General features: G+C 42.9%; 22 protein-coding genes. 13 read left to right on the top strand and 9 right to left on the bottom strand.

Annotated features, from left to right (window positions below):
* Positions 1-4: 4 nt before the first annotated feature.
* The 6 genes from ACUNWA_RS05265 to ACUNWA_RS05240 form a co-directional block, all read right to left on the bottom strand.
* Entirely contained in the window at positions 5-823 is an 819-nt protein-coding gene (locus tag ACUNWA_RS05265; protein WP_445590839.1) for a tetratricopeptide repeat protein, read from the bottom strand.
* Complete coding sequence (locus tag ACUNWA_RS05260; protein ID WP_445590838.1) at positions 823-1,854, bottom strand: vWA domain-containing protein; 1,032 nt, start codon at positions 1,852-1,854, stop codon at positions 823-825. The genes ACUNWA_RS05265 and ACUNWA_RS05260 overlap by 1 nt, the downstream gene beginning before the upstream one ends.
* Before the next feature lie 11 nt (positions 1,855-1,865).
* Positions 1,866-2,858, bottom strand: a complete 993-nt coding sequence (locus ACUNWA_RS05255) for a vWA domain-containing protein (RefSeq protein ID WP_445590837.1) — start codon at positions 2,856-2,858, stop codon at positions 1,866-1,868.
* Between the two features lie 9 nt (positions 2,859-2,867).
* Positions 2,868-3,860 (bottom strand): hypothetical protein, encoded by a 993-nt coding sequence (locus ACUNWA_RS05250; protein ID WP_445590836.1) that lies wholly within the window; start codon positions 3,858-3,860, stop codon positions 2,868-2,870.
* Between the two features lie 4 nt (positions 3,861-3,864).
* Positions 3,865-4,746: a DUF58 domain-containing protein gene (locus tag ACUNWA_RS05245; RefSeq protein ID WP_445590835.1), complete on the bottom strand. Its 882-nt coding sequence runs from the start codon at positions 4,744-4,746 to the stop codon at positions 3,865-3,867.
* A gap of 82 nt (positions 4,747-4,828) precedes the next feature.
* Positions 4,829-5,824: an AAA family ATPase gene (locus ACUNWA_RS05240; RefSeq protein ID WP_445590834.1), complete on the bottom strand. Its 996-nt coding sequence runs from the start codon at positions 5,822-5,824 to the stop codon at positions 4,829-4,831.
* A 182-nt stretch (positions 5,825-6,006) separates the two neighbouring features.
* Between ACUNWA_RS05240 and truA the strand changes: the two genes are divergently transcribed.
* The 8 genes from truA to ACUNWA_RS05200 all read left to right on the top strand — a co-directional run bounded on the left by truA (position 6,007) and on the right by ACUNWA_RS05200 (position 14,689).
* The gene (gene truA, locus ACUNWA_RS05235; protein WP_445590833.1) at positions 6,007-6,771 is read left to right on the top strand and encodes a tRNA pseudouridine(38-40) synthase TruA; all 765 of its coding nucleotides are present in this window, start codon (positions 6,007-6,009) and stop codon (positions 6,769-6,771) included.
* Between the two features lie 363 nt (positions 6,772-7,134).
* A complete protein-coding gene (locus ACUNWA_RS05230) occupies positions 7,135-8,745 on the top strand; it encodes a thiamine pyrophosphate-dependent enzyme (protein WP_445590832.1) in 1,611 nt (536 codons plus the stop codon).
* 12 nt (positions 8,746-8,757) lie between these two features.
* Entirely contained in the window at positions 8,758-9,339 is a 582-nt protein-coding gene (locus ACUNWA_RS05225; protein WP_445590831.1) for an indolepyruvate oxidoreductase subunit beta, read from the top strand.
* 125 nt (positions 9,340-9,464) lie between these two features.
* Positions 9,465-10,904 (top strand): arylsulfatase, encoded by a 1,440-nt coding sequence (locus ACUNWA_RS05220; protein ID WP_445590830.1) that lies wholly within the window; start codon positions 9,465-9,467, stop codon positions 10,902-10,904.
* Between the two features lie 138 nt (positions 10,905-11,042).
* Positions 11,043-11,261 (top strand): hypothetical protein, encoded by a 219-nt coding sequence (locus ACUNWA_RS05215; protein WP_445590829.1) that lies wholly within the window; start codon positions 11,043-11,045, stop codon positions 11,259-11,261.
* Positions 11,262-11,478: 217 nt separating this feature from the next.
* Positions 11,479-12,588: a nickel-binding protein gene (locus ACUNWA_RS05210; protein ID WP_445590828.1), complete on the top strand. Its 1,110-nt coding sequence runs from the start codon at positions 11,479-11,481 to the stop codon at positions 12,586-12,588.
* A 212-nt stretch (positions 12,589-12,800) separates the two neighbouring features.
* Positions 12,801-13,175, top strand: coding sequence for a group I truncated hemoglobin (locus ACUNWA_RS05205; RefSeq protein ID WP_445590827.1), 375 nt, complete (start codon positions 12,801-12,803; stop codon positions 13,173-13,175).
* 122 nt (positions 13,176-13,297) lie between these two features.
* Positions 13,298-14,689 (top strand): FAD-binding oxidoreductase, encoded by a 1,392-nt coding sequence (locus tag ACUNWA_RS05200; RefSeq protein WP_445590826.1) that lies wholly within the window; start codon positions 13,298-13,300, stop codon positions 14,687-14,689.
* A 57-nt stretch (positions 14,690-14,746) separates the two neighbouring features.
* On the opposite strand, the gene ACUNWA_RS05195 is transcribed toward ACUNWA_RS05200, so the two are convergent.
* On the bottom strand, positions 14,747-16,057 hold the full coding sequence (locus ACUNWA_RS05195; protein WP_445590825.1) for a DUF2254 domain-containing protein: 1,311 nt from the start codon (positions 16,055-16,057) through the stop codon (positions 14,747-14,749).
* A gap of 664 nt (positions 16,058-16,721) precedes the next feature.
* Complete coding sequence (locus tag ACUNWA_RS05190) at positions 16,722-17,108, bottom strand: DUF6122 family protein (protein WP_445590824.1); 387 nt, start codon at positions 17,106-17,108, stop codon at positions 16,722-16,724.
* A 607-nt stretch (positions 17,109-17,715) separates the two neighbouring features.
* Between ACUNWA_RS05190 and ACUNWA_RS05185 the strand changes: the two genes are divergently transcribed.
* Complete coding sequence (locus ACUNWA_RS05185) at positions 17,716-17,931, top strand: hypothetical protein (RefSeq protein ID WP_445590823.1); 216 nt, start codon at positions 17,716-17,718, stop codon at positions 17,929-17,931.
* A gap of 146 nt (positions 17,932-18,077) precedes the next feature.
* Here the strand turns inward: ACUNWA_RS05185 and ACUNWA_RS05180 are convergent, their stop codons facing one another.
* Positions 18,078-18,926: an alpha/beta hydrolase gene (locus ACUNWA_RS05180; RefSeq protein ID WP_445590822.1), complete on the bottom strand. Its 849-nt coding sequence runs from the start codon at positions 18,924-18,926 to the stop codon at positions 18,078-18,080.
* Positions 18,927-19,500: 574 nt separating this feature from the next.
* On the opposite strand from ACUNWA_RS05180, the gene ACUNWA_RS05175 reads away from it, so the two are divergent.
* From ACUNWA_RS05175 to ACUNWA_RS05160, 4 genes are all read left to right on the top strand, one after another.
* Complete coding sequence (locus tag ACUNWA_RS05175; protein WP_445590821.1) at positions 19,501-19,716, top strand: hypothetical protein; 216 nt, start codon at positions 19,501-19,503, stop codon at positions 19,714-19,716.
* Positions 19,717-20,027: 311 nt separating this feature from the next.
* Complete coding sequence (locus ACUNWA_RS05170) at positions 20,028-20,342, top strand: hypothetical protein (RefSeq protein WP_445590820.1); 315 nt, start codon at positions 20,028-20,030, stop codon at positions 20,340-20,342.
* A 42-nt stretch (positions 20,343-20,384) separates the two neighbouring features.
* Positions 20,385-21,038, top strand: coding sequence for a transposase (locus ACUNWA_RS05165; protein WP_445590819.1), 654 nt, complete (start codon positions 20,385-20,387; stop codon positions 21,036-21,038).
* 113 nt (positions 21,039-21,151) lie between these two features.
* The gene (locus tag ACUNWA_RS05160) at positions 21,152-21,286 is read left to right on the top strand and encodes a hypothetical protein (protein WP_445590818.1); all 135 of its coding nucleotides are present in this window, start codon (positions 21,152-21,154) and stop codon (positions 21,284-21,286) included.
* Positions 21,287-21,318: the final 32 nt, after the last annotated feature.

Raw genomic sequence — 21,318 nt, 5'->3', positions numbered from 1 at the left:
TCAACTACCAATCTTTGTCTGTTTGGCGCTGTTGCGCTTTTGCAGCCTGAGCTTTTTTTACTTTTTCCTGAATTTTTTCTTCATCGTTTTGCAGCGCCTGCAACAACCGTTCCGCGTTTTCTTTCGAAATCTTCTGTTGCTGAGGTTGTTGCTGCTGGTCTTGCTTTTTCTGATCTTGATTCTGCTTTTTCTGATCCTGGTTTTGTTGATCTTTATTTTGGTCTTTGTTCTGATCCTTATTTTGATCTTGCTGGTCTTTGTTTTGCTGCTGATCCTTGTTCTGATCCTGATTTTTGTCTTGATCTTTATTTTGGTCCTTATTCTGGTCTTGTTGCTGCTGTTGTTGTTCCTGCTGCTTTTTCAGGTTCATGGCATAAACCAGGTTGTACTTGCTCTCCAAGTCCTCCGGATTGTTGCGCAGCGCTTTTTTGTAGGCGTCAATACTCTCATCCAGCTTGTTTTGCATCATCATCGAATTGCCGAGATTGTGGAAGGCCCGGGCTTTCTCAATCTTGTCTTCACTTTTTTCTGCAATTTCTTCAAACTTGGCGGTTGCTTCTTCAAACTTCATTTGTTTGTACAAAGCATCACCTAAATTGAAGTTCCACTTCAGATCATCCGGACGTTTGTCCAAGGCTTTGCGGTAGGCTGTTTCTGCCTGGCTGAAAGCCGTGGTATCTATCTTACTCGTGTCTTGCAAGGCTTGCTCAAAGATCTCGTTTCCATGCCGAACAAACTTTCGTTCGTTTTGTCCCTGAGCACTCAATCCTAGCAGCAATATGAAAACTAAAAATCCGGTATGTATTATCAATTGTTTCTTCATTATCCAAATAATTTGATGTTTTTCAAATATTTGTTTTTCCGTTCTAAAATCAGGAAATCAAATAGAAGCATCAGGATGGCAAATCCCAAAAACCATTGAAACTGGTCTTCATAATCGGAATAAACCAGCGATTCCATTTCCGCTTCTTCCATTTTGTCTATTTCGTTGAATAGGGTATTCAGACCGACTTGTGCATTATTGGCACGAACATAGATCCCACTTCCGCCTGCCGCAATTTGTTGCAGCATTTCTTCATTCAGTTTGGTAATAACCACGTTGCCTTCCTTGTCTTTTCGGTAGTCACCTTGTCCGTTGCGGGAAACCGGAATGGGGCCTCCCTGCGGCAATCCCATACCAATGGTATGCACGACGATGCCATTTTCAGCGGCTGCTTTAGCTGCTCCAATCGCGTCATCTTCATGGTTTTCACCGTCGGTAATGATGATGATGGCTTTGTTGCCTTCAAACTGGGGACTGAAAGACACCTGGGCCAGCTCAATGGCTGCGCCAATGGCCGTTCCTTGCCGGGGAACAATGTCTGTACTAACTGAATTCAGAAACAATTTGGCTGATGGGTAGTCGGTAGTAATGGGCAATTGGGTATAAGCATCGCCGGCAAACACAATCAGCCCGATTTTATCATCATTCAGGTTTTCAATTAAACGCGAAATAGCCCGCTTGGCTCGTTCCAGTCGATTTGGCTGAATATCTTCGGCTAACATGGAGTTGGACACATCCAAACCAATAATCAACTCGACGCCTTCGCGTTTGATCGTTTTGAGTTTACTTCCAAATTGGGGGCGGGCAAGAGCTACAATCAGTGCGCTGATGGCCAACAGCCAAATAATGAACTTGATAACTGGTCGTGATTTGCTCACGTTGGGCATCAGTTGGCTGACTGTTTCTTTTTGTCCAAAACGTTCCAGTGCCTTTCGTCGGCTTCGGCGTGTAATAACAAAAAGCAGGATGAGCACCGGAATAATTGCCAGTGCGTATAAGTATTCTATCTGTGCAAATCTGAACATTTCCATAGTCTGCTCCATTAAGGAATGTTTCTAAATAAAGTTGTTTTTAAGAATAAGCCCAATAAGAGAATAACTCCGGCCAGCATCGCATACCGGCTAAATTCTTCATCTTTGCGGCTGTATTCTTTCACTTCCATTTTGGATTTCTCCAATTGATCAATTTCCTGATAAATCTGAACCAGCTTATCGTTGTTGGTAGCACGGAAATAGCGCCCATCTGTAATGTCAGCAATTTTTTGTAAGGTTTCCTCGTCAATCTTAACTTCCACATCGCGCATTTGCGTTCCGAAAGGAGTTTGCATCGGGTAGGGGGCTGTTCCGATGGTTCCAACGCCGACGGTGTATACACGTATGCCAAATGTTTTGGCCAGCTCTGCAGCTGTTTCCGGTGCAATTTCTCCGCGGTTATTTTCACCATCCGTTAGCAGAATGATGACTTTACTGATGGCGTCGCTTTCTTTCAGTCGTGCTACCGAGGTGGCCAGCCCGTTCCCGATGGCGGTTCCATCTTCGATCATCCCACTTTCAATGTCTTTGAAAAGGTTGATCAGCACGGCATGGTCAGTAGTTAGCGGACATTGCGTAAAACTTTCGCCCGAAAAAACAACCAGTCCCATTTTGTCATCGCGGCGGCCTGAGATAAACTCGGTGGCTACATTTTTTGCTGCTTCCAGGCGGTTGGGCTGAAAGTCGCGGGCCAGCATCGAACTGGAAATATCGAGGGCAATGACAATGTCAATTCCTTCGGTAGTCACATCCTGCCAGCTGTTAGACGATTGCGGGCGGGCCAAGGCCACGGTGAGCAATCCGATGCCTGCCAGTTGCAAAACAAAGGGCAAATGGCGCAGGTAATGTTTCCAGCTTCTTGATAAGCCTCGAAATCCTTTTAGGGTTGAATACCGGATGCTTGCTCCTGCTTTTCGGTACATGAAAACATACCATGCAATCATGGGGATCAGTACCAGCAGCAGGTAAAAAAACTCCGGATTTTTATAGCTTACTCCGTTCATTGTTTCTCCTTATTTAAACTCGACTTCTTCGCCTTCCCGTTCATCTTTCGGTTGGCTCTTTTTTTTGTCTTCCAGTTTGGTTTGATTCACAAAAAAGTATGCATTCATCAAGGTCAGGTTATGGTCATCCGGCAGTGGATGGTACTTGGCAAATTTCACAAGATCCGACAGACTGAGAATGTTTTTTAATTCTTCCAATGATTTGGGCGAAACCAAGTTTTTATGGTTCTCAAAAGCCCGAAGGGTTTCATCGGTAGTGTACTCCATGGCTTGAATACGGAAACGATCTTCAATGTAGGTTCGCAGCGTATCTGAAACCAAACTGTAATAGCTCTTAATCTCTTCGGTTTGCCACAATTTCTCTTCTTTGATCCGGTCCAATTCACGCAGGGCAACAATGTGCGCCGGTTCTTTAGGCTTTTCGGGCTTAGCAAAAATTGGTTTGTTTTTGCGTTTGCGCTCAATGTAGTAGAACAAGAAGAAAAGTAGGGCGCCAATCAGAATAACCCCCAAAATGTATGGCGAAACTTCTTTTAAGGTTACCGGAGCGCCGTAGGGGCTCTTGATGTCAACCGGCCCTTTGGTGGTGTCGATGGGCATGCTGTGTACAAAAAACTCGGCAGGCAATGTTTCAATGGTGTCGTACAACTCATCATATTTCAATAGGAAATAGAAGGGGGGAACCGCCTGCCGCCCACTGTCAAAAGAGGTTATCGTCAGGTTTTGGATGATTTTGATTTGATTTTCTGCATCCAGTTGAAACGTGTCCAGCGGTGATTGCTCAACGACTTCAACAGTTGTTGAAAGAGAATCACCGATCACCGGAAATTCAATGTTCACATTGTTGGGTTGATCCAATTCTATGCGCAGGTTAATCTGGTCACCAATCAAGATGTTGGTGGAATCGATCACGGCGCGTGCTTGTATTTTTTGTGCCTGAGCAATTGGAGCCTGAAATAAAAGCAGGGCCAATCCAATGCCAGTAATTTTTAGTCCTTTCATGCTGTTATGCTTTTAACCCTCGCTTTTTGAAAAGTGTCATCAACGATTTCACATAGTCTTCATTGGTATTGATGTCTGCATAATCCACTCCACATTTTTTGAAGGAGGTATCCAGCTCCTGACTGGTGTCGCGCCACCATTTAGCATAGGTGTCACGCACTTTTTTACTGCTGCTGTCTACCCAAATGTATTCGTTGGTTTCCGCATCTTTTAGCTTGATCATGCCAATCGGCGGCAATTGGGTTTCCCGCTCATCGTAAATGCGCAGGGCCACAATATCGTGTTTGTTGTTGGCAATGTTCAGTGCTTTGTCAAAGTCCGGCTCGTTATGCAGAAAGTCGGAAATAATGAAACTCGTGCATCGCTTCTTGATAGCGTTCGTCAGGTAGCGAATAGCTTCGGTAATGTTGGTCCCTTTGTTTTCCGGTTCAAAATCAATCAGCTCCCGGATAATTCGCAGAATATGCGATTTTCCTTTTTTGGGTGGAATAAACTTTTCAATTTTTTCAGAAAAGAAAATGACTCCAATTTTATCGTTGTTTTGAATGGCCGAAAATGAAAGGATAGCCGAAATTTCGGTAATGACATTTTTCTTAAACACATCCAGCGAGCCAAAATCACGCGATCCACTGACATCAATCAGCAGCATGACAGTTAGCTCACGCTCTTCCTCAAAAACTTTGATGTACGGTTTGTTGTAGCGGGCGGTCACGTTCCAGTCGATGCTTCGAATGTCGTCGCCAAACTGGTACTCGCGCACTTCGCTGAAAGCCATTCCACGCCCTTTAAACGCCGAGTGGTACTCGCCGGCAAAAATATTCCGGCTCAGCCCCCGTGTCTTAATTTCAATCTTCCGTACCTTTTTTAATAGCTCTGTATGTTCCATATTTACAAGTTTGTGAAAGTTCAAAGTTTAACGTTTCAAGTTGCCCAACTCGCAACCCATAACTCGTAACTCATAACTCGTTTTAGGGAACTTCAACCGTATTTAAAATATCCGTGATAATCTCTTCTGAGGTGATGTTGTTGGCTTCGGCTTCGTAGCTTAATCCAATTCGGTGGCGCATCACATCGTGACTAACGGCACGAACATCTTCCGGAACCACATAGCCACGGCGCTTAATGAAGGCATAAGCTTTGGCTGCTTGCGCTAGGCTGATACTGGCACGTGGCGAACCACCATACGAGATCATGTCGGCATATTTTTCAAGCTTGTATTCCTTGGGTTCGCGGGTCGCGAAAACAATATCGACAATGTATTTGCTGATTTTTTCATCCAGGTAAACGTCTTTCACGACGTCGCGGGCATTTAGAATATCTTGTGGCTGAAGAATGGTTGTTGCTTTCGGAAACTGCTTCAGCAGGTTTTGCTGAATAATCATTCTTTCCTCTTCTTTCTTAGGGTAGTTGATCACCACTTTCAGCATGAAACGGTCAACCTGGGCTTCTGGCAGCGGGTAGGTTCCTTCTTGCTCAATTGGGTTTTGGGTGGCCATCACCAAAAATGGTTCCTGCAATTTGAAGGTCGCATCGCCAATGGTAATCTGGCGTTCTTGCATCGCTTCGAGCAGGGCTGATTGTACTTTCGCCGGTGCCCGGTTGATCTCATCAGCCAATACAAAATTGGTAAAAATCGGGCCTTTCTTAATGATAAATTCTTCGTTTTTCTGACTGTAAATCATTGTACCCAATAAGTCGGCAGGTAATAAGTCGGGGGTGAACTGGATACGGGCAAAATCGGCATTAATGGTTTGCGACAGCGTATTAATGGCCAACGTTTTTGCCAATCCCGGCACCCCTTCCAGAAGAATGTGACCACCGGAAAGTAATCCGATTAATAAACTTTCTACCAAATGTTTTTGGCCAACAATGACCTTGTTCATCTCCATACTGATCAAATCCACAAAAGAGCTTTCTTTCTGGATTCGTTCATTCAATTCACGAATATCAACTGCTTGATCCATATTTAAATTATTTGTTTCGATTTTGGTTGACGAAAATAGTTTAATGATCTCCTAAAAAGGATGTAACTTTGTTAAAAATTGTTAAGTTAACTTCCCTCTGGAAGAGCTGTAAAATTAATAATTTCAGACTTCCATTCAGCCTTTTAACTTATCTTTTTTACATTTGCGTAAAATGCTATGTTTTGAAACAACGATATTTTATAGAGTTAGCCTATAATGGAACCCGTTTCCATGGTTGGCAGGTTCAACCCAATGCCAAAAGTGTGCAGGAATCGCTTGAAAAAGCACTCAGTACCATTTGTCGCGAAGCGATTGCGGTAACCGGAGCAGGCCGTACCGATACCGGAGTGCACGCCAGTTACTTTGTGGCGCATTTCGAGTCGGAAAAGACGGCGCTTGACCATCCGGACTTCACCTACAAAATGAACAGTTTTTTAGGTCCTGACCTGGTGATTTTTCGAATCAGCAAAGTTGGGCCGCAAGCGCATGCCCGCTTCGATGCCACCTCACGGACTTATCATTATTTCATCAATCAGCGGAAAGATCCTTTTGCCCGGGAAACATCCTGGTATTTTTCCCGTCCACTCGATGTGCACCAAATGAATGTCGCTTGTGCGGTTTTGTTTGACTACATCGATTTCACAAGTTTTAGTAAGCTACACACCGATGTAAAAACCAACAATTGCCAAATTTATTATGCGCGGTGGATTGAAAAAGAACACCAGCTGATATTTACCATTAAAGCCGACCGCTTTTTGCGCAATATGGTGCGAGCCATTGTGGGAACGATGATTGAAGTGGGGCAGGGGAAGATCGATATTCCTGGATTCCGACAAATTATAGAAGCCAAGGATAGGGGGCTAGCCGGCGCTTCAGCACCACCCGAGGGCTTATTTTTGGCCAATATTGCTTATCCTGAGTCGGTTTTTCAGCCCATGGGAGATTAAGCGATATCAGATGAATTTGTCAGGCCTGCAACTTATTCGCACTTTTTTAAAGAAGGATAAAGCGTCAGTGTAAGATCTCCCGACTTTCGAGAGAGGGGGGCACGTTTAGCGCAAGATTATTTGCAGGGAAATGGCACTTTAATGAATATGCTCTTGTTTGTAAAGCGATATCCGCCGGGTAATTTCCCTTGAAAAGACCCTGCTTAGTTTCAATTTTTAAGTTGAGATATAAATTTCTGAGAATTTAGCAGCATATTCCTGTATTTAGGCTCCGGTTTGATTGAAAACCTGACAATTTATATTGTTTTTATGATCTGGGCTGCTAATTTTGGACTTCGAAAAAAAAACTAATAAATCAATATTATGCAGAAGCATTTATTATTAGGAGTTGAAGCGATAGGGCAAGGAGCTATAGATGGCGGAATGTCAGGGGTTTATGCGTATCCGGGAACACCTTCAACCGAAATCACAGAATATATCCAAGACAATAAGTTGGCCATTGAACGTAAGTTACATAGCAAATGGTCGGCGAATGAAAAAACGGCTTACGAAACAGCATTGGGGATGAGCTATGCCGGAAAACGGACCATGGCTTGCATGAAACATGTGGGCTTGAATGTAGCTGCCGACGCGTTCATTAATTCAGCTATTACTGGTGTTAATGGCGGTTTTGTGTTGACTGTTGCTGACGACCCATCGATGCATTCATCACAAAACGAACAGGATTCGCGCTATTATGGAAAGTTTGCCATGATTCCGATTTTGGAGCCATCCAACCAACAGGAAGCTTATGATATGGCACGTGAAGGCTTTGCACTTTCCGAGCAAACCGGGGTTCCGGTAATGCTACGTATTACGACTCGTCTGGCGCATTCAAGGGCAGGGGTAGATTTGAAACCGGTTTTGGATGAAAATCAGCAAAGCATGCCTGAGGATTCCAAACAATTTGTGCTGTTGCCGGGCATTGCTCGTCGTCGGTACAAATCGTTGCTGGAAAAGCAGGATGCTTTTGTTAAGCTATCAGAAGAATCAACATACAATCACTACATTGAGGGCGAAGAAAAAAGCCTTGGCATTATTTGCTGCGGAATTGCTTACAACTACCTGATGGAGAATTACCAGGATGATGATTGCCCTTATCCGGTGTTGAAAGTTTCGCAATATCCACTTCCTGAAAAACAATTGAGAAAGATGGAAGCTGAGTGCGATGAAATTTTGGTATTGGAAGAAGGTTATCCGTTGGTGGAAGAACATTTGAAAGGTTATTTTGGCGGTGGAACCCTGATCAAAGGGCGTTTGGATGGTAGTTTGCCACGCGATGGGGAGCTGAATCCGGATTTGGTGGGTAAAGCACTCGGAAAAGAAATATACCAGGGAATTCCGATTCCTCCGGTGGTTGCCAATCGTCCGCCAGCTTTGTGCCACGGATGTGGTCACCAAGATGCCTATGAAGCGATGAACGAAGTGCTGGCCGATTATGGCAAAGGGCGCGTTTTTTCCGACATTGGCTGTTATACTTTGGGAGCCTTGCCTCCTTACGAAACGATCAACTCATGTGTGGATATGGGCGCATCCATAACCATGGCGAAGGGCGCATCTGACGCTGGGTTGGTGCCTTCTGTTGCTGTTATTGGAGACTCTACTTTTGCCCACTCAGGCATTACTGGCTTGCTCGATGCCGTAAATGAAAAATCAAATATAACCATAGTTATTTCCGACAATGAGTCGGTGTCGATGACTGGAGGACAGGATTCATCGGCCCTCGGGAAAATTGAAAGCATTTGCGAAGGTCTCGGGGTTGATCCGGCACATATCCGAGTGATTGTACCGTTGAAAAAGAATCATCCCGAGTTGGTCAAACTGTTTCGCGAAGAACTGGAATACGACGGAGTATCGGTCATTATTCCGCGCCGCGAGTGTATTCAGCGTGCCAGCCGTCGCAAGAGAAATCAAAGTCGTCATGCCAACCATTAAAAACTGAAATACATGAAATCAAATATTATATTAGCCGGGGTAGGCGGACAGGGAATTTTGTCGATTGCCGCCGCTTTGGGGACAGCAGCTCTTGAAAATAACTTACACATCAAACAGGCCGAAACGCATGGGATGAGCCAGCGTGGAGGAGCCGTCGTTTCGCATATGCGCATTTCGGATACGCCAATTGCTTCTGATTTAATTCAGATGGGAACAGCCGATTTGATTCTTTCGGTTGAACCGATGGAGGCCTTGCGCTATTTGCCGTTCCTGTCAGAACGAGGTTACTTGGTGACCAATACGACTCCTTTCATCAACATTCCCAATTATCCGAAATATGAAAAGGTGATGGAAGAAGTTCACGGTCTGCCACGTTTTGTAGCCATCGATGCGGATGGAATAGCCAAAGAAGCCGGCAACGCACGTGTGTCGAACATGGTAATGCTGGGAGCTGCCAGTCCGTTCATAGACATCGACTTTGCCAAACTGGAAGACGGTATTCGGGAAGTTTTTGCTCGCAAGGGAGAACAAATCGTTGAAGTCAACCTGAAAGCGATTCGCGCAGGACGCCAGTTTGCAGAAGAAAATAAGTAGTTGAAAATTCAGCTTAAAATCATAAACAAAGGTTCAATCTGTCGGGTTGAGCCTTTGTTTTTATAGGCTTTATATGTTACTTTGATAGCTTCATATTAAAAATTACTACTCAAAACAATACAATTATGAACCAATTCATTTTAAGTGGTTTGGCGACCCTTTCAGCCCTTGCTGCATGTCAGCCTGCAAAGCAGGCCCGTGAGGATAAAAAACCTGCCAAACCAAATATCGTTTACATTCTGGCTGATGATTTGGGCTATGGCGATTTAAGTTGTTTCGGACAGCAGAAGTTTCAAACTCCAAATATCGACCGGCTGGCCAGTCAGGGAATGCTTTTTACCCAGCACTATGCGGGAACAACGGTCTGTGCACCCTCTCGGTCTTCGCTATTGACTGGGCTGGATACCGGACATACGGCAATCCGTGGCAACCGGGAAGTTAAGCCGGAAGGGCAGTTTCCGATTCCTGAAAGCACCTATACTTTGGCCGAAATGTTACAGGAGGCCGGGTATACTACCGGAGCTTTTGGTAAGTGGGGCTTGGGAGCTCCCGGCACTGAAGGCGATCCAAATATGCAAGGATTTGATGTCTTCTTTGGTTATAACTGTCAAATGCTGGGACATAACTATTATCCTTATCATTTGTGGAGTAACCAGGAGAAGGTCGTCTTGGAAGAAAATGCCGGACAAGCAACAGGCGTTTATGCCCCCAATCTGATTCATGAGCATGCGATGCGTTTTCTGGAAGACAACAAGGAGAAGCCATTTTTTATGTATTATCCTTCCATCGTTCCACATGCCGAGCTGTTTGCGCCTGAAGAATACATCGCAAAATTCAGAGGGAAATTTGATCCGGAGCGGAACTATAAGGGAGTTGATGAAGGACCCGGTTTCAGGAAAGGGGGCTATGGATCTCAGCCTGAGACGCATGCTGCTTTTGCCGCTATGGTGACTTTACTCGACGATCAGGTAGGTGAAATTGTGGCAAAACTCGAAGAGCTGGGCTTAGCTGATAATACGCTGGTGATCTTCACTTCCGATAATGGTCCGCATAAAGAAGGAGGGGCAGATCCTGACTATTTTGAAAGCAATGGCCCTTTAAAGGGATATAAGCGCGATTTGTATGAAGGCGGTATTCGCGTTCCGATGGTAGCTAGCTGGCCAGGGAAAATTCAAGCGGGCAGTCAATCAGACCATATCTCTGCTTTTTGGGATATGATGCCTACTTTTGCTGAATTAGCGGGGAAAGAGGCTCCGGAAGACATTCAGGGGATTTCTTTCCTTCCAACCTTGCTTGGTAAAGGTGATCAAAAGGAACACGATCATCTGTATTGGGAGTTTCATGAAAGGGGCGGACGACAAGCTATTCGTAAAGGCAACTGGAAATATGTGACTTACCAGGTGTTCAATGCCGAAAAGCAAACAACCGAACTGTATGATTTAACAAAGGATTTGGGCGAAGAGAACAATGTAGCCGATCAGCACCCTGAAATCGTGGCTGAGATGCAAGCTATTCTGGAGGATGCACGCATTCCTTCGGAACCCTTTCCATTTGGTAAAAACTAGTTAAAGGACAGCGAGTTCGTTTTCAAGTTTCTTTTAAATAGAAAATTGATACCAAAAAATAGAGACAAAGAGCGGTGGTTAGCAGCCGCTCTTTGTTTTCATCCGGCTATATGCAAACGAAATTGAATAAAGAATTGAATGATGATGAATAACAAACGACGTAAGACCTTTCGAAACTTGTTAATGGCAGTGTTGGTTGTTATTTTTCTGGCGCTGGTGGTTTCCTTAACCAAGCTGATTCCTGAAAATCCGCTTGCTGAATACCGCTTGGTTCTGGGCCTTAGCTTTGTTGTTGTTGCTGCCCTGGCACGTAAAATATGCTCTAGCTGCCAGGAAGAAAGCTCGCAAGAGCAGTGATTTCGCTCATGGGTAGGTCCTAGTAGCTCATGACAACAATTTCAGATGAGGGGTATTCATCACCCAAAACTTCCTGTAAATATTTGGTCTCCCCTGTTCTCATCCATGAGCCAGCCAACTTTCCGACATCCAGTATGGGGCCCCATCTAAAACAAATTCCTTTTAAATACGGTATAAAGTACATGTAAGAAGAAATGCAACCTTTAATACTTGTCTTATGCCTATTTTTATGGATCGTCACGATGTATCGGATCAGGTAACTGCCGAAGCTGTTGCTCGCCTGCATCAGCAGGATTTAGAAATTCAGACCCAGTTTGCTTGCCGGGCACTAACCTATTGGTTTGATGAACACCGGAAAATGGCTTTTTGCCTGATTGAAGCGCCTTCAGAACAACACATTATTGATATGCACAATGAAGCGCATGGCGATATTCCCAATCAAATTATTGAGGTTGATACCGATGTGGTGGAGTCGTTTCTTGGTCGGATTAAAGACCCGGAGCAATTGCCGGATTTTGAGCTGAATATAATAGCCGATCCCGCATTTCGGGCGATTATGGTAACCGGATTTGATGAAACATTCATGGATGATAGCAGGTGGAGTCATGAAGAAAAGGGCCCCGCAAGCTGTTTGCACTCGCTTGAAGATATTTTTAGCCGCTTTGATGGTAGTATTGCCCGACAAAAGAGAAATCGCTTTGTCGTTTCCTTTGAGTCTGTTTCGCAGGCGGTTTGGTGCGCTATTGAAGTGCAAAGCCAGTTTGAAGCGTGGAGTGATACCGCTCATTGCGCAAAAGCAAGGTTAAAAACCGGGATCAGTGTGGGTGTGCCGGTAACTGAAGATAAAAGCTTTTTTGAAGAGGCCATCCAGGCTGCCGAGCGGATGTTTTATATTTCGAACACCAAAATTGTGGTTGCGCATGAAGTTAAAAAACTGTACCGAAGCGAAAATTTGAATGTTCCGGTTGATGTCGATCTGTTTGTGGTGTTGAGTTCGATGGATGAAAAGTTTTTAGATCAGTTAATGAACTACATCGAGGAAACCTGGCAAAACCAGGATCTGCATGTCGATGATCTTGGAAAACATTTGGGCTATAGCCGGTCGCAATTGTACCGCCGCATGGTTTCATTGACAGGCATGTCGCCCAATAATTTCATCAGGGAGTACCGCTTAAACAAGGCGCTGAGTCTGATCAACCAGCAAAGCGGAAATATCTCCGAAATCGCTTACGAAACCGGCTTCAATAGCCCGTCCTATTTTGCGAAGTGTTTTCATAAAAAATATGGCTTATCGCCATCCGACTACCAGCATCAACTGGTCGGTTAAAACGCAACTCATTTACAAGAGCAATAAAAGACCTAAATGTATTTATATTTGGGTTAAATGTGTTAGTTCGCTGCCATCAAGCAGTTGTACCTTTGAATAAACAGGCATGATTTCCTATTTGCACACTTTGTTCTGAGGACAGTGACTTCTAGGCTCGACTTCAATCAAAGCCAATATGGCGATCTAAATATCAATCCAAAAGAATAAGTATTATGAGTAAAAGTTTATTTGAACGATTAGGTGGCACCGAAGGGATTACACAGATTGTTGATGATGCCGTTGAAGCACATATGCACAACCCAGCTATTTCTGCCCGGTTTCGTCCTTACCTGGAAACACCCGGAAAACTGGATGAGATAAAGAATCACAGTGTTCACTTTTTTAGCGAAGGGAGTGGGGGACCAGTAAAATACAGTGGCCGCGATATGTCAACAACGCATCGGGGAATGAATATTAGTCCTGCGGAATATATGCATACGATGGATGATATTGTTGATGTACTAAAGAAGCATAAGATTGATGAGGAAACTCAAAAAGATGTACTATCTATTTTATGGTCATTGAAAGACATGATCATTGCCCAATAAGCTTTTAACTTCACGGATTTAAGGCTGGTTGACGGCTTGGTGAACTTCTGAATCTACTTGAAAAGAAAGTGAATATTTCGTTTGATCGAACAGCAGTTAATTAATTTTAAAAGAAATAGAATATGTTACGTCATGTCAATGATTTAGAATCGGCCTTAATTGATGAATTTACGGCCGGAATCAGGGGTGAAGTTATACATCCTGAGGACTCTTCTTACGAGGAAACACGCAAGGTTTTTAACGGAATGATTGATAAGCATCCCGGTCTTTTTGTAAAATGTGTGGATGTTGCCGATGTGATATATTCGGTTAACTTTTGCCGGGAGAACCAATTGTTGGTCTCTGTGAGAGGTGGGGGTCACAATGCAGGTGGCTTGGGCTTGTGCGATGATGGATTGGTAATTGATCTATCCGGAATAAAGTATGTGCGGGTTAATGTTGAGGACAATACTGTTCGTGTAGGAGGTGGAAACCTGTGGGGTGAAGTCGATCATGCCACCCATCCGTTCGGATTGGCTGTTCCTGCCGGAATTATCTCAACAACGGGCGTTGGAGGCCTTACCCTTGGGGGTGGCGTTGGTCATCTGTCGCGAAAGTACGGACTCACGATTGATAACCTGCTGGAAGCCGATATGGTGTTGGCCGATGGCTCATTCGTAACGGTGAATGCACATCAGCACGAAGACCTGTTCTGGGCTATTCGTGGCGGTGGTGGTAACTTCGGAATTGTCACCTCATTTCTATTTCAGGGGCATCCGGTAAAAACGGTTTTTGGAGGTCCCACCTTGTGGCCTATTGAAAAGACCGAAGAGATTATGACTTGGTATCATGAGTTTATTCATTCAGCTCCTGATGAGCTCAATGGTTTTGTTGCAACGATGATCATTCCCGGGCCTCCATTCCCCGACCATTTGCATGGAAAACAATTCTGTGGCATCGTGTGGTGCTATGTTGGCGATATGAACAAGGCGAAAGCCATGTTTGAACCTGTTTTGGCCATGAATCCTCTTTTTGAGCATCTGGGGGAAATGCCGTACCCAGCCATTCAGACCATGTTTGATGGTTTGCTACCTTCCGGCATGCAATGGTATTGGCGGGCCGATTTCTTTGATGAGCTGGGGCCGGAGCTGAGAAGTCAGCACCTGAAATTTGGTTCTCACATTCCAACTCCTTTATCCCAAATGCATATGTATCCAATTAGCGGTGTTGCCGCCCGGGTGGGTAAGGACGCCACCCCCTGGGCTTATCGAAATGCCAAATATGCCGGCGTTATTGTCGGTATTGAGACCAATCCGGCCAATAACGACACCATTATCAAATGGTGTAAAGATTACTGGGAAGCCTTGCACCCGTACTCCCTGGGAGGCGCGTATTCGAACTTTATGATGGATGAAGGGCAGGAACGTGTAAAGGCAAGCTACCGTTACAATTATGACCGGCTGGCAAAGATCAAAAAGAAATACGACCCAACGAATTTTTTCCGGGTTAACCAGAATATTCAGCCAGCCAGCTAAGGTGTTGTAATTACTCCTGTGTTAGCGGCATTCCAATTGACTGGAGTCTGTGTCGCTTCATTCGATCATAATTTTTTTAGACCTTTCAATTAAGTCTTCCAGGTCATTCTCTTCTTTAATAGATTGTTTGCCAACATTTAAAGTCATCTTTACATGTTTTACAATAGCCTTTTTATAATTTTCTTTTGTAGCAAATTCATGAATAATCAGTAAAACTTCCATTAGTCTGATTATCACAGCTGTGCTTCCTGCCGAAAACTGTCGAATCTGATTGAACGAAGCATCTAAAACACCTTCGAAATCGATGGTATCTGCAATTATCCTTAGTTCTTTTTTATCGTCAATCCGGTATTTTGAAGGAAATTTTGCCTGAGCAAGGTAACACACTGTTGCTGTTAAATTATCGATACAGGTTATTGCTGTATAAGGGTCATTAATTCCGGGTGAAAGCGCCCGTGATGCAATCTCAACCATTTGATGGATCGAGAATTCAAGGTCTTGTTGGGAATTTTTTGTTTTCCCAATTACAAATTGGAACAGAATTTTTGCTACTTCTTCTTTTTCCATTTTTTCATTGGTGTACAATTTTCCAATCTCAATACCTTCAACCAGATAGTCTCCTGGCCGGTAATTTAATTCAAATAATGCCTCTGAATTTGTCATCATCTTCAACAATGATTCGCCGTCGATATATTGAAGGTAACCGCTTTGGGGGCATTTCACAGAAATTATATTCGAATATTTCGATAGAACGGCATCAACATTTAAAACCTTTTCAGCATCGGTGTCATCACCCATTTTATCGGGGAATAATAGTTTGACTTGTTTTGAAATGGAAATGGAAACATCTGAGATGACTTTGTCAGCCTGAATGCTTACAGCAATTTGATGGATAAAAACAATAAGAAGAATAATATTGGCAATTGCGGCAATAATCGCCACCAAAATGGAAAGAGACGGTATGAAGGTATAATCGCTGTTTTGATGGATGGAATTTAAAACAATAAGGCAATACAAATAAGTTGAAATATACGAGCCCAGTACAATTTGATTAAGCCTTACATACATAAAGTTTCTAATCAGTCTGGGGCCTAATTGAGACGAAGCCAGGGTTAATGCTACAAGTGTAACCGAAAAAACAGTCCCTGCAACACCAATCATGGCACCTGATATAGTCGATAATATACTACGGGCTGAATCGATACTATTTACAAAAAAGAAGCGTCCCAAGCCAGTTCGGGAGAACTTCGCGATTTGGTCGGTATAAACAAATCCAATTGCCAGCAGGATTGAAAGAAGAATTATCAGGATAGGGACAAACCAGAAAGTGTTCTTCAATTCATTCCAGAAAAAAAGTAGTTTTTTCATAAAATTCTATCGCTCATAATTGTATCTATATAACCCACTATATTACAAATTAAAATTAAGACTTGAGTGTCTCCTCGTATTTAGCTCGAATAGCGTTTTTAGCGAATCATTTTTGCCTTCCATTGATTGATTTGATCCGAAATTTCACCTATCGTTTGCTTCAGATTCTTCTTTGTTTTTTCTTTCGTTTATTATCTCTGCTCTTGTGAGAGTTTGATTAACTCTCGATATATTACTTCATTACTGTTTAGCCTACCATCGTAAATAGCGTTTACGTACATGGCGACGTTGCGGTTTTTCATTTAACGCCACTAAATTTAATTTCCTTAACCAAGTTTCCGATAATTACATCTACTCAAAAGCCAGCGCGCAATGAACGATATGGTGTGTGCCCAGCATGAGCATGTGCACACACTACTGAAAGGTTTTGAAAAAATAGTTGGAATGCAAATTTTAAGTGGCAGGAAGTAAACTGTCGTGCGAAATTATTTCAGAGGGTTCAACCCACGAAACGAAAGAGAGGAGCAAATTGCGTACGTAGGGTAGTGGGAGAGGCTCTCTCTGCTGGTGTTTGCGAGTGGGGCGGGCTGCGCGCTTGGCAGCTGGCATTTCTATTTCACGTGCTTAATATTCAGCTTTAAATGTGCTCTTTCATTTGTTCCTTTTAAATTCCTAATGCATTTGAAACTGTGGATAGAAGTTCTATTGCTGGTGAGTCTGAAAAGCAGTCTTTGCAACTAGAATACATCATCATACAGTCTATAAAATCTGTCAGCATATGGAATAAAAGTCCTATCCCAATTATGTTGAACGGTTTGCGAAAAAAGAGCAGTACCACATACACTATCATAGCATAGTACGTATGCAAAAAGTGAAAATTTATGCTACATCTATTTGCTTGAAAAATTGGCGTGGCAAGCAAATGGTCTAAATCAACCAACATTGTAGCAAGCAATATCAAATAGACTTTCTTCCAATCTTTTCTGAAAAATACGTATGCGATAAAAAATGGAAATCCTAAATGTAAAAAGTAGTGTATAAATGTCTGCATGTTTTATTCTTAATTAAACCCCTTTTGGGTTGTTACTTCGCTTGCTGCCAACGGTTGGTACTATGAATAGTAGCCAATTGCGAGTTGTTTCCCTGTCATGTTACACCGAACTTAATGCGGGCTACAAACCTTGAATTTACTGCCGAACCCGCAATGTAATTTACAATTTGTGTGCCCTCAGTGCACACTACTGAAAGCTCTGGGAAAATGTTGAAAATACAAATTTTCGGTGTTAAATGGTCGTGTGATGCATGAAATTATTCCAGAGGGTTTACCCTGTGGAATCTGAGTTTTCATTCCATAGGGTGTAAGTCCCATACGGGGGGGGTAACGCCTCGAACCGTTAGCAAGTGTCAAGCTGGTTTACCGTGCCCCATGCAGTGAAGGTTATTTGTGATTGATTAATGAGCAAATACCACAACAAACCCCAGTACTGACGAACAGTGAATGAATGTAGTTTTCGCAGAAAACCAATGATTCGGTGGATCATTGATGAGAGAAGAGTAAAGCGGTTGATATGAGGCTATGAGGTCGGATAAGCAAGCACAGGACCGACTGTTAAGAATTTGTCCGGTGGACAAATTAAAGGAGGAGCCAGCTTGCAGGGATGGGAACGGAAAAGGAAAAACCTGATCCGATTGGGGTTGGACAGGGACAAGCCTATCAATGGAGCCGGTCGAGAATGGGTGGTTGGCGTATTGCTCAAAGCCCGATTCTGGGGACTACAATTACAATTGATCGATTGAAAAAGCGGGGTTACATTCCTTTACAGGAATTCTATAATCAAATTAAACCAAGTACGGTTTTATTTCCTATGACTTAACGAACCGCCGTATATGTGCCTGAGATTTAAATGTCCGGTGGACATTTAAGGTGAAAGGGAGGAGCGGAGCTCGCGTACGCTGGGTGGTGTGAAAGCCTCTCCCTGCTAGTGTATGCTAGCGGGGCGGGCTATTCGATTACCAACTGTTATTGTTCTATCTCTATTATTGGTTCCTTATTTAAATATCCAAGTGATTGTAGAAACTTGTTGGCTTCAGAAACTGTTTTCTTATAATATTCGAAATTCTGATAATTAAAAAATCCGTGCCCCTGATTTTCATATAAGTAAAGCTCACATCTACTTTTAACTTTCTCCATTATTTTTTGATAATATTTAGCAGTTTCTACTGGTATTAGATTATCATTTGTTCCCAAAAATATTATTGTTGGTGGTGCTCCACTTTTTATATTGTGAAGAGGCGAAAAGCTTTTGTAGTCATCACCAATTCTATCATAGCCATAGCCACCTGCCCCATTATCAATAACAGGATTAAAAAGCACCAAGGCATTAGGAATACAGCTTGCCGACATATTATCGGTTTTTTCATTGTAATCATTTATTAATGCTGTAGCTGCTGCCAGATGTCCTCCTGCAGAACCACCAGATGCAACAATCTTTGAAGTATCAATATGGAATTCGTCTGCTGCTTCTCTAATAAACCGTATAGCTGATTTGGCATCTTTTAAAGACTCAAACGGTGTGGTTTCCTGTCGAATTTTTACTCTGTAATCAACAAGAAAACAAACCATTCCTCTTTTAGAGAAATATTTTGCGTGTGGTTCAAATTGTTTGATATTGCCCCCTATCCAGCCACCTCCAAAAAAGAAAACTATCGCTGGATATTTGTTCTCAGCGCTAATAGCTTCAGGATAATGTACTTCCATAAATAATTTAGTCGAATTAATTTGCTTATATAATATTTGTTCTTGAGAATAGCCAAACGAATAAGCAATTAGCGTAATCAATAAGGTCAAAATATGGTTTTTATACATCATGTCTGTTTTTTTTTATAGTTGGTAACGGTTTGGCTATGGTGCGTTTGGTATTTTGAAATATCTACCTATCAATCCCTTCATTTTCAAATTTAGTCCTATCGACCAAATGACCTATATTGTTTGTGTGTGCCCAGCATGAGCATGTGCACACACTACTGAAAGCTCTGAAAAAATGATTAAAATACAAATTTTTAGTGTTAAATGGTCGTGTGATGCATGAAATTACTCCAGAGGGTTTACCCTGTGGAATCTGAGTTTTCATTCCATAGGGTGTAAGTCCCATACGGGCGGGGGGTAACGCCTCGAACCGTTAGCAAGTGTCAAGCTGGTTTACCGTGACCCATGCAGTGAAGGTTATTTGTGATTGATTAATGAGCAAATACCACAACAAACCCCGGTGCTGACGAACAGTGAATGAATGTAGTTTTCGTAGAAAACCAATGATTCGGTGGATCATTGATGAGAGAAGAGTAAAGCGGTTGATATGAGGCTATGAGGTCGGATAAGCAAGCACAGGACCGACTGTTAAGAATTTGTCCGGTGGACAAATTTAAGGAGGAGCCAGCTTGCAGGGATGGGAACGGAAAAGGAAAAACCTGATCCGATTGGGGTTGGACAGGGACAAGCCTATCAATGGAGCCGGTCGAGAATGGGTGGTTGGCGTATTGCTCAAAGCCCGATTCTGGGGACTACAGTTACAATTGATCGATTGAAAAAGCGGGGTTACATTCTTTTACAGGAACGCTACAATCAAATTAAACCTAGTACGATTTTGTTTCCGATGACTTAACGAACCGCCGTATATGTGCCTGAGATTTAAATGTCCGGTGGATATTTAAGGTGAAAGGGAGGAGCGGAGCTCGCGTACGCTGGGTGGTGTCGTTAGTTTGTACTCAGAGGAGTTCAAAGATAAAATTAATCGTGATCGATACCTTTGAAAAAAAGCTTCATCTGCTGCGCTAACTTTGCGGTGGTGTTAGATAAAATCTAACTCTCATGTTAAGGACAGCAGCTTTATTGAGTAAAAGCCAGAGAGTATTTAGGGCAGAACCCATTATCACGATGTTAGCCACTCAATGCGGAGCATAAATCAAAATGTTTATGCAAGTATATGGAATTGATTTATCAATGGAAAAGTTTGATGTTAACTTTATCGGACTCAATGGAAAAGCAAAGAACAAACAAGTGAATATTAGTTTGGGTGCAATTTCCAAATTTTTAATGACCCTTCCCGACGACTGCGTTTTGTGTGCTGAGCATACAGGCGTTTATGGAGAGATGTTGATTTATCTATGTACCCTGATGAATATTCGGATTGCACTTGTTTCAGGCTATACGATTAAGCATAGTTTTGGAATGGTCAAAGGCGAATCAGATCCGATTGATTCTCGGAGAATTCGCGAATATGGGGAGTGATTTACTCATAAACTAACCTTCGTCACAGCTGATGATGAAAGCATGTCAGAACTTCAACAATTGTATGCTTTACGCGCACAATTAGTAAAGGAACGGAAGGGACTACAGACGACTGAAAAAGGTCATTTTCATCGACCACATCAAAGCATTCATGCCCATCGACATATTTGGACAATGTTGGATGTTTTAGACGAGGAAATCAAAGTGATTGAACAGGAAATCGAGATTATTATACAATCGGACGATCGCATGAGGGAAAACTATGAGTTGGCCCGAAGTGTAAAAGGAGTCGGTCTAGTGATCGCCACTGACCTTTTGATCAAAACAGGGAATTTTGAGCAAATCGATACGGCACGCAAAGCTTCTTCTTATGCCGGGGTTTGTCCTTTCCCTCAATCTTCAGGCAAGATGGTTGCTAAGAGTAAAACCAGCCCATTTGCCGACAAGAAGTTAAAATCCTTATTTTTTATGGGGGCGAAGTCAGCAGTCCAACACAACAAAGAGTATCAATTGTATTTTCGAAAGAAGATGCTTAAAGGAAAGCCCTATTATTTGATAATGAATAATATTTCGAATAAGCTATTACGGACAATCTACAGCGTTGTAAAGAATAAAACACCTTATAAGCAAGACTATATCTGTTTGGATCCCAGAGAAAGAAATAATAAGAACAGCTTCTCAGAAAAAGTGGCTTGAAAATTTGGTTTTATATTAGAGTATATGAGAGGCGCACTGGCGGACTATTAGTCCGTCAGCCGTCTACTCGATTGTACGCTGGCCTGTTTTAGTCATAACTAATCTGTTCATTTATGCACTGTTGCTCTATCCGTGCGTTGGAGCGAGACGGGCTTGAAGGCTCTTGCCGCAAGTTTGGCGTGTGGGTTGGCTTGCAGCGTTTGTGGCATGTGCCTGAGAGCGAAGGGATGGTTGTGGAAGTGGACTGAAACATACTCTCAACTACTTGCCATTTGTGCGT

The sequence above is a fragment of the Sunxiuqinia sp. sy24 genome, assembly GCF_052677165.1.
The sequence above is the reverse complement of the archived record's forward strand: the minus strand, read 5'-3'. Positions and strand labels throughout refer to the sequence as shown.